Below are 9,969 nucleotides of genomic sequence, written 5' to 3'. Positions count from 1 at the left end.
CATGCCGCTCAGGGCGCGCCCCGGCCCGATCTCCACGAAGTGGGACACCCCCATGGCGGCCATCGCACGCAGGCTTTCAGCCCACCGCACCGGGGAGGCGAGTTGGGCGAACAGGTGCTCCCGGATGCTCTCGGGTTCGGAGGGCAGCGGCCGGGCGGTGACGTTGGCCACCACGGGCCATGCAGGCTCTGCAAAGGACGTGCTTTGCAGGTGTGCCCGGAAGCGTTCGGCGGCGCCCTTCATCCAGGGCGAGTGAAACGGGCCGCTCACGGAGAGTTCCATGTAGCGCCCGCCGGCCTGCTCGACCCTGGCTCGAACCTCGTCGAGCGCCTGCCTCAGGCCCGAGACCACCACCTGCCCTGGCGCATTGAAGTTCGCAGGCACCACGGCAGCCGGGTCGCGGCTTTGTTCGCTCACCGCGGCGCAGATGCGGCGGACGGCGTCGTCGTCAAGCCCGATCACGGCCCCCATGCCGCCCGCGCCGTCCGGCACGGCCCGCTCCATCAGTTCGCCCCGTGCCCGTACCAGCTTCAAGGCTGCCTCGAACTCCAGGCACCCGGAGGCCACCAGCGCCGTGTACTCCCCCAGCGAGTGGCCGGCCCCCGCGGCCGGGAGCCTGTTCCCCGGGACGTGCCGCCGCCACACCGCCCAGGCCGCCACACAGACGCTGAGGATGGCCGGCTGCGTGTGGGAGGTCTGGCGCAGCACCTCTTCGGGCCCTTCCCGGCAGAGCCTCCACAGGCCCGGGATCACCCGGTCGGCACGCTCCATCACCTCGGCCGCCTCGGGAAAGGCCTCCGCCAGCGCGACCCCCATTCCCACCGCCTGCGAACCCTGGCCCGGAAAGACGACCGCATACGAGGCAGATGGCGCTCCGCCGCTCATGGCCGCCCGCCCCACCGCACCACCGCGGCCGCCCACGTCAGCCCGCCGCCGAAGGCCACCATCAGCACGTGGTCGCCATCCGCAATCTTCCCGGCCCGCGCGGTCTCGTCCAGCGCAATGCCGATGGACGCCGCCGAGGTATTGCCGTAGCGGTCGATATTGACCACCACCCGGTCGTCCGGTACGCCCAGGCGCTTGGCCGCCGCGTCGATGATGCGGACGTTGGCCTGGTGCGGGATGAAGTGGCGCACCTGGTCGACGGTGATGCCGGCGCGGCGCAGGCTCTCCTCCGCTGCGTCTCCCATCGTTCGCACGGCAATCTTGAATACCTCGTTACCCTGCATCCGGATGTAGTGCAGTCGCTCGGCCACCGTGGCCTGGGACGCCGGCCGCCTTGAGCCGCCGGCGGGCAGGTAGAGCAGATCGGCGTAGCTCCCGTCCGAACCAAGGTGTGTGGCCAAAAGTCCCCACCCCGGGCGGACGGGCCCCAGTACCACCGCCCCCGCGCCGTCGCCGAACAGCACGCAGGTGGACCGGTCGGTGTAGTCGGTGATCTTGCTGAGGCACTCCGCCCCGATGACCAGGGCGAACTCTGCCCGGCCGCTCTCGATGGCCGCGGCCGCCACGTCCATCCCGTAGAGCAGCCCCGAGCACGCGGCGGACAGGTCGAAGGCGGCCGCAGATCGGGCGCCGAGCCGATCCTGCACCAGGTTGGCGGTGGAAGGAAACGACATGTCGGGCGTCACCGTGGCGACGATGATGAGGCCCAGCCGGCCAGGCTGGACGCCGGCCGCCTCCAGGGCGCGGCGAGCCGCCGCCGTGGCCAGGTCGGAGGTGGCCGTCTTCTCGTCGGCGATGTGGCGTTCGCGGATGCCGGTTCGGGTGCGGATCCACTCGTCGCTGGTGTCCACCATCTTCTCCAGGTCGAAGTTGGTCAGCACCCGGGGCGGCACCGCTGACCCGGTTCCCCATATCCCCACGGCACGCCCGTCACTGTGCGGCATAAGAATCAAGGCTCCCCTCTGTACACCTCTTCGATGGCGGAACGCATGGCGGCCACCACCTGCTGCTTCACGCCTCGCGCGGCCAGCCGGACGGCGTTTTCCATCGCCTTTTCGTCCGACCGCCCGTGGGCGACCACCACGACGCCCTTGACGCCCACCAGAAACGCACCGCCGTATGACCGGTAATCGAGGCGGTCTCTCAACCCCCTCAGCGCGGGCTTGAGCAGAAGCCCGCCGAGGCGGCCCCGGGCGCTCGTGAGCGCGAGGCGCCGGAGTTCGCCCATGAGGGCCGACGCGAAGCCCTCCACAGCTTTGAGCAGCACGTTGCCCACGAAGCCGTCGCAGACAGCCACGTCGCAGGCCCCGGCGAACACGTCCTTCCCCTCGACGTTGCCGGCAAAGGGGGCGAGCTTTGCGGCCATCAGCCGGTGAGCCTCCTGAGCGGCTTCGTTCCCCTTGGTGGGCTCTTCCCCGATGTTGATGAGCCCCACCCGGGGTTTTTCGATGCCCAGCACGGCGCGAGCAAACGCCTGGCCGAGCACGCCGAACTGCAGCAGGTGCGAGGGGCGGCAGTCCACATTGGCGCCGCCGTCGATGAGCACCACCGGGCCGGAGAAAAGGGGAAGCACGATGGCCAGCGCCGGGCGCTCCACGCCCTCGATGCGGCCGATGTGAAAGAGCGACGCGGCAACCACCGCCCCCGTGCTCCCGGCTGAGACCAGAGCGTCTGCCTGCCCCTCCTTCACGAGTCTGGCGGCCACGACCAGCGAGGCGTCGCGCTTTTTGCGGACGGCCTCGACCGGATGTTCGTCCATCCCGATCTGCTCGGAGGCCGGCACCACCCGCACGGTTGCGGACGCACCCCCGCCCGGCCGCTCCCCTATCAGGGACTGCACAGCATCCGGTGACCCCACGAGCATCACGGGAACATCGACGGATCCGGCGGCCGCCAGCGTACCCCGGACGGGCGCTTGCGGCGCATGATCGCCTCCCATGGCGTCTACGGCGATAGCCATCCTGGGTCTACCCTTCCGTCTTTCCCGGCGCCCGGGCCTCCGCAAAGGCCAGGGCCGCCACGACGAACAGCCCGCGAGCGACCGGCTCGGATCCGCAGCGGCTCTCCACCTCCACCAGGTGCTTGGAACCCCTCGACCGGCGAAGCTCTGCCCTCGCCACCACCTCCTCGGGCACTCGCACCGGCCTCAGGAAGCGAAACCGCGCCGAGCCCGTGACCACCACGTCGGCATCGATGAGAGCCACCGCCAGGGAGTTGGCCTGAGCGAACAGCCAGTGGCCCCGGACGATGCCGGTGCGAGAGAAGGCCATCTCCGCGGTGGTGCGCAGAACCGACCGGCCCCAGCGGCCCAGCTGGAGTTCCAGCAGTTCCCCGAGGAGTTCGCTTGCGTAAAGGGAGCGGGGCCGGGCAGCCTCCTCGGCCAGCCGGCGCGTCCTTTCACGCATCTCGGGAATCCCGAGCCGCAGTCGGTCGAGCCGGATCGTGGGCACGCTCACCCCGAGCCGCAGCGAAAGCTCTCGGTCCGTGAGAAAGGGCTCCTGGTGCAGAAGCGCCCGGAGGCGCTCCAGCCTCTTTTCTATGACCTCATCTGATGACCTGCTCATAGAAAATGCCCCGAACAAAGCCCTCGCCTGGCGCGAGGGCTTTGGCTATCTGGGCCGCCGTGTGCCTTACGACTCTTCCTTGGGGGTCAGGTACTGCCGGCCACCATAGGTGCCGCAGTACGGGCAGACGCGGTGCGAAAGCCGCGGCCGGTGGCAGCGCGGGCACTCGGAAAGGTTGGGGGCCGAAAGCCGCCACATCGACCGGCGCGTCCGCGTGCGCGCCTTCGAAAAGCGCCGCTTCGGGTTGGCCATCCTACTGCTTTTCTCCTCCCCGGCGCCGCTGTCCCGACTGCAACAACAGCCCCTTCAGCGGCGCCCAGCGCTCGTCCGGCTCATCCTGCCTGCAGTCGCAAGGCCCCTCGTTGAGGTTGCGCCCGCACGTGAGGCAGATCCCCTTGCAGTCCGGCCGGCAGAGGCGCTTCATCGGTATGGCAAGCTGCAGATTCTCCCGTATCGCCTCCGAGAGATCCAGCACGTCGCCGGAAAACCAGTTCGCCACGTCCTCCCCCTCGGGCCTCTCCAGGCGAAGCCGCTCGGGGTAGTACATCTCCTGCATGTCGCGCTCGAGCGGATACGTGAAGCCCGTAAGGCAACGGGTGCACTCCAGCTCCGCCTCGCACGAGAGATGGACCTTCACCAAAAAGCCCTTGCCCACGTTGGTGACGCTCCCGCGGACCCGGACGGGACCGCATGCCGCCGCGCCGCCGGACGCCTCCAGCGGCGGCGCCGGACTCTGCCCGTCGATGGGCAGTTGCGCGCCTTTCTGCTCCCGGATGGCGCTAATGTTGATTTGCACGGCCGTGCGCCACCTCGCCCATTATAGTGAGGCCCTCCAGGCCCGTCAAGAAAAGGGACAGCCTCCGGCCCGTATACATCGGGGGGAGCGGAATCGAAAGGAAGTGGTCCCGGGCCTCGATGCGCTCGAACTTGCCCTCCCTTCTGCGTTCCGAGGCGGGTACGTACCTGATCGGCGCGGCGCTGGGGCTGTTCACCGCCCTCGTGGTGGTGTCCGCCAAAGACGCGTTCGAGGCCAGCCTCTTTGGGCTTCGACTCTGGTTTGACGCGGTCCTCCCGGCGCTGTTGCCGTTCTTCGTGCTCTCCGAGATCCTGGCTGCCTACGGGGTCATCCACTTCATGGGGGTGCTGATGGAGCCGTTCATGCGCCCCCTCTTTAACATTCCCGGGGCGGGCAGCTTCGCTTTTGCCATGGGGCTGGTAAGCGGCTATCCCCTGGGGGCCATCATCACGGCGCGGCTGTGCAGGGAGCGTCTTTGCAATGCCGTCGAGGGCGAGCGCCTGGTCTCCCTGGCCAATACGGCGGATCCGCTCTTCATGGCCGGCGTCGTGGCTGCGGGGTTCTTTCAGGTCCCGGAGCTCGGCGCCGCCCTCAGCGCCGCGCACTACCTGGCCGTGCTCCTGGTCGGGTGGTTGGGGGCTTTCCACGAGCGCCGCGCGCCTGCAACGCCGCCGCTTGAAGGTACCTCTCGGGAGCCGCTTCTGTACCGTGCCGCCACCGCCATGGGCAAGGCCCGGCGCGAGGACGGCCGTCCTTTCGGCCAGGTCCTCGGGGACGCGGTGAAAAGCGCCATGACCAGCATGCTGCTCATCGGGGGCACCATCATGATCTTTTCGGTCCTGCTGCGGGTCCTGGCGCGCCTGGGGGTCGTACAGGCGCTGGGGCACCTGGCGGGCGCCGCGCTCGCGGCCGTTGGGCTCAACCCTGGCCTGGCTGACGCCGCCGTGCGCGGCCTCTTCGAGATCACCAATGGCACCCGGACCGCCTCTCAGGCCCAGGGGGCGCTCGCCGAGCGCGCGGCCGTGGCCAGCTTCATCATCGGCTGGTCGGGAGCCTCCGTGCACGCACAGGTGGCCGCCGTGGTACAGGACACCGGCATCCGCCTGCGGCCGTACATCCGGGCCCGCTTCCTGCACGGCATCTTCGCCGCCGCCATCACGCTCGTCTTGATGGCGTCCAGTGCAGCGCCGCGCCTTCCCGTCCTGACACCTTTCACGGCGTCGGGCACCCTTTCACCCTGGTCACCGGAGGCCGTCGCGTGGCGGCTGCGAACGGCCGGGCTCCTGCTGGGGCTGATGCTCGTGGGGGTGGCGACAGGTCAGCTGGCGCGGAAGCTCGGCCGGCTGGTTGGGTCCTGGCCGCGGGTCGGCGGCATCTAACGGCCCTGCACCCTTCTTTCTCACCGGGACGGGGGCGTCTGTCGGGCCGGCGCGGGCCCGGTCTGCCCCCCGGCAGCGGCTGCTTCCTGCAGCCGGAGCTTCAGCTCTTCCCGGCCCAGCTGAACCTGGTGGAGATGCCGCTGGATCTCGCCCAGGGTCTTCTCCAAGGCCTGCTGCACCATGAGCAGCACGGAATCGGCGTACTCGTTGGCGCCGGTCTCGAGTTCGGCGGCTCGCCGGCGGGACTCTGCCAGCAACCGCTCGCCCTCCTGTTCGGCCTGGCGCAGCACATCGCTCTCCCGGACCAGGCGTGCCGCGTACTCCTCGGCCTTGAGCACGATGCGTTCGGCCTCGGCCTGGCTCTCCTGCAAAATGGCCTCGCGGCGCGAGAGCAGCTCCGCCGCCTGCGCGACTTCCTCGGGCAGCGTCCGGCGGATGCGATCGATGACCTGCAGCACCTCGTCCGCTCGCACCATGCAACGCCCGCTCAGGGGAACGGTGGGCGCCGAGGTGATCAGGTGTTCAAGCCGCTCCAGAAGGAGCTGCACGGTCACCGTGCGCACCGGCATCGAAGACGAACCCGTCGAGGCATCCGAAGCGCTCATGTCCGTTCGATCAGGCCCGGAGCCCCCCTCCCGGGTACGCCCGCATGGCCTCCCGGTGCGAGGCCCTGAAGGCGGGCGCGAAGGCGCTGGGCCACGCCGGGAGGTACCCAGCGGCCCACGTCGCCACCGAACTGGGCCACCTCCTTGATCAGGCTCGAACTCACGAAGGCGTACTCGCTCGACGTCATGATGAAGACGGTGTCGATCTGGCCGTTGAGGTGGCGGTTCATGGTGGCCAGGACAAACTCGTACTCGAAGTCCGACACCGCCCTCAAGCCCCGCACCAGCGCCGCCGCCCCACGGGAGGCCGCGTACTGCACCACCAGGCCGGAGAACGCCTCGCAGCGCACGTTGGGGAAAGGCCGGCACGCCTCTTCGAGCATGGCGAGCCGCTCCTCGGCCGAGAACAGCGGCCGCTTGCCGGGGTTTTTCAGGACCGCCACGTACAGAACGTCGAATAGCCTGCTCGCCCGGGCGATGATGTCCAGGTGCCCGAAGGTCACGGGGTCGAAGCTGCCCGGGTAAACCGCAATCGTCACGCCTTCAGTCCCCCAATTCCGGGGAAAAGAACGACACCACCGTCTCTCCGTACGCCGCTTCTCTGGCCAGCCGCAACCCCTCGACGTCGCCGGGCCTCTCCCGGGCGCTGTGCTGAATCACCAGGAGCCCTGGCGGCGAAACGAGCCGAAGCCTGGCAACCTCCCGGGCCGTTTCGGCCACGAACCCCTGGCCGTAGGGAGGGTCGGCGAACACGACGTCAAAAGCCCGGCCCTCCCGTGCCAGATCCTCCAGCGCCACGCGCACGGTGCTCTGCCGGATCTCCGCTCGCCCGCGCAGGCCCGTTCGAACCAGATTGGCTTCCAGCACCTCGGCGGCCCGCCGGTCGCTTTCCACAAAGACCGCCAGACATGCCCCCCGGCTCAGCGCCTCTATTCCCACCGCCCCCGACCCGGCAAAGAGGTCGAGCCATGCGCGCCCTTCCGTCCACGGCACCAGGATATCCATCAGCGACTGGCGGACCCGGTCCGTGGTGGGGCGCACCCCCCGGCCCTTCGGCGCCAGGAGCCGCCGGCCCCTCGCCTGGCCGGCGATGACCCGCACTCGCTCACCGCCCTACTGGCCCTGTGCGAGGGTGTAGATGAGCCCGATGGTGCCCGGGCCGGTGTGAGTACCGATCGTGGGCCCGAGCGGGGTTACGATCACCTCGTCGAACCGGCACCGCTTCAGCACCTGCTCCTTGAGGCCCTCCGCCTCCTCGGGCACGTCCCCGTGAACCACGACGAGCGTCTCGCCCCGGCCGCCCGTCTCCGACTCGCAGACTTCTACGAGCCGTGCCAGCGACCGCGCCCGGCCTCGCACCCGCTCAACGGGGGTCACCATGCCCCCCTCGAAGGCCAGGATCGGCTTGACCTGGAGCACCCCACCCACAAAAGCCTGGGCACGGCCGATGCGGCCGTTTTTCCAGAGGTACTCCAGGGTCTCCACGGTGAACCGGACGCGAATGCGCGCCGCCAGCTCCTCGAGGCGGGCTGCGACCTCGTCCACAGAGGCGCCCGAATCGGCGGCCCGAACCGCCTCCCTTACTAGAAGCCCCTCCGCCATGCTGACGAGGCGGGAGTCCACGACCCGGACCGGCACCCGGTCGAACTGCCGGGAGGCCATCACCGCCGACTGGTACGTTGCCGAGATTTCCGATGAAGCGTGAATGGAGAGGATAGCCTGGGGGCTGGCTGCTTCGACCACAGCCTCGTAAGCCTGCAGGAAGTCGGCAGGGGACGGGTGCGAAGTGCGGGGCAGTTGCCCCTCGGGCGCCCGTCGCATCATGTCGAAGAACTCGCGGGGGGTGATGTCCACTCCGTCCCGGTAGCTCTTGTCCTGGAAGATCACGTGAAGCGCCACAACGTGTACGCCGAGCTCCTTTACCCACTCCGGGGGGAGGTCCGCCATGCTGTCCGATACGATCTGAATGGGCCGGCCCTTTGCTGCCAACGGTCTGTCAACCCCTTCTCACTCTAAGTCCGCGCCCATAGGCCGTCCGAGCGTCTCGTCCCCCGGCCGCCGGCCAGCCTATTCGGCCGAGAGCAGGTAAAAGAAGAGCGGCTGGCCCCCGTAGTACACTTCAAGCTCCACCCCGTCGAGGCTGGCTCGAAGTTTATCGGCGAGGGCCGCGGCCGCGTCCCGTTCCACGCCGTGACCGGAGTAGAGCGTAAGCAAGCTTTTGCCGTCCGTGAGAAGCGACCGGGCGACAACCGCCGTGACGCTGGCGACGTCCTTGCCGACCGAAACCAGGTCACCGTTCGCCATGCCCACGATGTCGCCGGCCTGTATGGTCTGTTCGCCGAAGCGGGAGTCCCGCACCGCGTACGTTACCTCCCCGCTCGCCACGCGGGCGCACGCCTTCTCCATCTGGCCGGCGTTGGCGTCGAGCCCCTGGTCCTCGCGGAAGGCCAGCGCCGCCGCCAGCCCTTCAGGAACCGTCTGGGTGGGCACGACCCGGACCGGCTTGCTGGCGAGTTCAATGACCTGCCGGGCCGTCATGAGCACGTTCTTGTTGTTGGGAAGCAGGATGACGCCCCTACCCGGGGCCTGGTGAACGGCCTGCATCAGTTCCTCGATGCTCGGGTTCATGGTCTGTCCGCCGTCCACGATCTCGTCCACGCCCACGCTCCGGAAGATTTTGGCCAGCCCGTCGCCGCTCACCACCGCGACCACGCTGGTGAGGCGGCTTGCGCGTGACGGCCAGATGAGGGAGGCCGCGGGCACCGTAACCGGTGCCGCACCGCGCCCGGAGGCGTCGGAGCGAACGGCCCTGCCGGGAGAGCGGCGGGCGGCGGCCAGGCTGCCGACCGGGGCGCGGGCGACCGCGGTTGTCCGCGCCACCGGGCGTTCGGCGCTATCGTAAGCGGCCGCGGTCCGCGACGAAGCGTCATGGCTTCCGTTGCCGTGGCGGGCGGCCTGGCGGTTCTGCTCCTGCATGTTGTTGATGGAGATGGAAAGCAGTTCGCCCCACCGGAGCGCGGCCTCCAGCGCCCGGCCCGGGTGGTTGGTGTGGACGTGCACCTTCACCAGGTTCGGATCCCCGACAACCAGAAGCGAGTCGCCCAGGTCCTCCAGCGCGCGGCGCAGTGACTCCTGGGAGATGCTCGTGCCCCGCACCAGGAACTCCGTGCAGTACCGGAACGTAACCTCCGTCTCGGTGATGGCGCGGTGCTCGGGGGGGATCGCCTCATGGCCGGGCATGGCCGCATGGCCGGCTCCCGCGGCGGCCGCGGCGCCTGCGGGCGCCTTCACCGCCGGAGCTGCTCCCCGCACGACCGTCCCCCGCGCTGCGGCGAGTGCTGCCTCCAGCAGAACCACCAGCCCCTGCCCGCCGGCGTCCACCACGCCGGCCTGGGCCAGGACCGGAAGCTGCCGGGGCGTCCTGGCCAGGGCCGCCCGGGCCCCCTCCACGGCCGCCTCCAGCACCTCGGTGAGGCCGGCCGTGGGCCGGCGCGCGGCGCGTTCAGCCCACCGGGCTGCTGCCCGCCCCACGCTCAGCATGGTGCCTTCCACCGGCTTCATCACGGCCCGGTAGGCGGTATCCGCCGCCTCTTTGAGGGCCCGTGCCAGCGTCGCGCCGTCCCTTTCACCCGGGTGGTGGCCCGCGGCGATCACCCGCGCAAATCCCCTGAAGAACTGCG

The 9,969-nt window shown here is 69.6% G+C and carries 12 protein-coding genes; 1 reads left to right on the top strand and 11 read right to left on the bottom strand.

The window, feature by feature from the left end; genetic code table 11:
• The 6 genes from fabD to AB1609_08250 form a co-directional block, all read right to left on the bottom strand.
• Positions 1–885: ACP S-malonyltransferase (gene fabD, locus AB1609_08275; protein MEW6046464.1), on the bottom strand; the 885-nt coding region annotated here is incomplete at its 3' end.
• A complete protein-coding gene (locus tag AB1609_08270; protein ID MEW6046463.1) occupies positions 882–1,889 on the bottom strand; it encodes a beta-ketoacyl-ACP synthase III in 1,008 nt (335 codons plus the stop codon). The genes AB1609_08270 and fabD, both read right to left, overlap by 4 nt.
• A 5-nt stretch (positions 1,890–1,894) precedes the next feature.
• A complete protein-coding gene (gene plsX, locus AB1609_08265) occupies positions 1,895–2,905 on the bottom strand; it encodes a phosphate acyltransferase PlsX (protein ID MEW6046462.1) in 1,011 nt (336 codons plus the stop codon).
• 7 nt (positions 2,906–2,912) lie between these two features.
• Positions 2,913–3,509: a transcription factor FapR gene (gene fapR, locus AB1609_08260; protein MEW6046461.1), complete on the bottom strand. Its 597-nt coding sequence runs from the start codon at positions 3,507–3,509 to the stop codon at positions 2,913–2,915.
• Between the two features lie 66 nt (positions 3,510–3,575).
• Positions 3,576–3,761 carry a 50S ribosomal protein L32 gene (gene rpmF / locus AB1609_08255; GenBank protein ID MEW6046460.1) on the bottom strand — a complete coding sequence of 62 codons (186 nt, stop codon included), beginning with the start codon at positions 3,759–3,761 and terminating at the stop codon, positions 3,576–3,578.
• A gap of 1 nt (position 3,762) precedes the next feature.
• On the bottom strand, positions 3,763–4,305 hold the full coding sequence (locus AB1609_08250; protein MEW6046459.1) for a DUF177 domain-containing protein: 543 nt from the start codon (positions 4,303–4,305) through the stop codon (positions 3,763–3,765).
• 119 nt (positions 4,306–4,424) lie between these two features.
• Here AB1609_08250 and AB1609_08245 point away from each other — a divergent pair, with 119 nt between their 5' ends.
• On the top strand, positions 4,425–5,684 hold the full coding sequence (locus AB1609_08245) for a nucleoside recognition domain-containing protein (GenBank protein MEW6046458.1): 1,260 nt from the start codon (positions 4,425–4,427) through the stop codon (positions 5,682–5,684).
• Positions 5,685–5,704: 20 nt separating this feature from the next.
• Here AB1609_08245 and AB1609_08240 read toward each other — a convergent pair whose 3' ends face one another.
• The 5 genes from AB1609_08240 to AB1609_08220 all read right to left on the bottom strand — a co-directional run.
• A complete protein-coding gene (locus AB1609_08240; protein MEW6046457.1) occupies positions 5,705–6,253 on the bottom strand; it encodes a hypothetical protein in 549 nt (182 codons plus the stop codon).
• A 32-nt stretch (positions 6,254–6,285) separates the two neighbouring features.
• On the bottom strand, positions 6,286–6,828 hold the full coding sequence (coaD, locus tag AB1609_08235; GenBank protein ID MEW6046456.1) for a pantetheine-phosphate adenylyltransferase: 543 nt from the start codon (positions 6,826–6,828) through the stop codon (positions 6,286–6,288).
• Between the two features lie 4 nt (positions 6,829–6,832).
• Entirely contained in the window at positions 6,833–7,390 is a 558-nt protein-coding gene (gene rsmD, locus AB1609_08230; protein MEW6046455.1) for a 16S rRNA (guanine(966)-N(2))-methyltransferase RsmD, read from the bottom strand.
• A 12-nt stretch (positions 7,391–7,402) separates the two neighbouring features.
• A complete protein-coding gene (locus tag AB1609_08225; GenBank protein MEW6046454.1) occupies positions 7,403–8,278 on the bottom strand; it encodes a DegV family protein in 876 nt (291 codons plus the stop codon).
• A 78-nt stretch (positions 8,279–8,356) separates the two neighbouring features.
• Positions 8,357–9,969, bottom strand: a 1,613-nt coding sequence (locus AB1609_08220) for a DAK2 domain-containing protein (GenBank protein ID MEW6046453.1), incomplete at its 5' end; no start/stop codon positions are given.

The organism is Bacillota bacterium (assembly GCA_040754675.1).
Lineage (GTDB): Bacteria > Bacillota > Limnochordia > Limnochordales > Geochordaceae > Geochorda.
The sequence above is the reverse complement of the archived record's forward strand: the minus strand, read 5'-3'. Positions and strand labels throughout refer to the sequence as shown.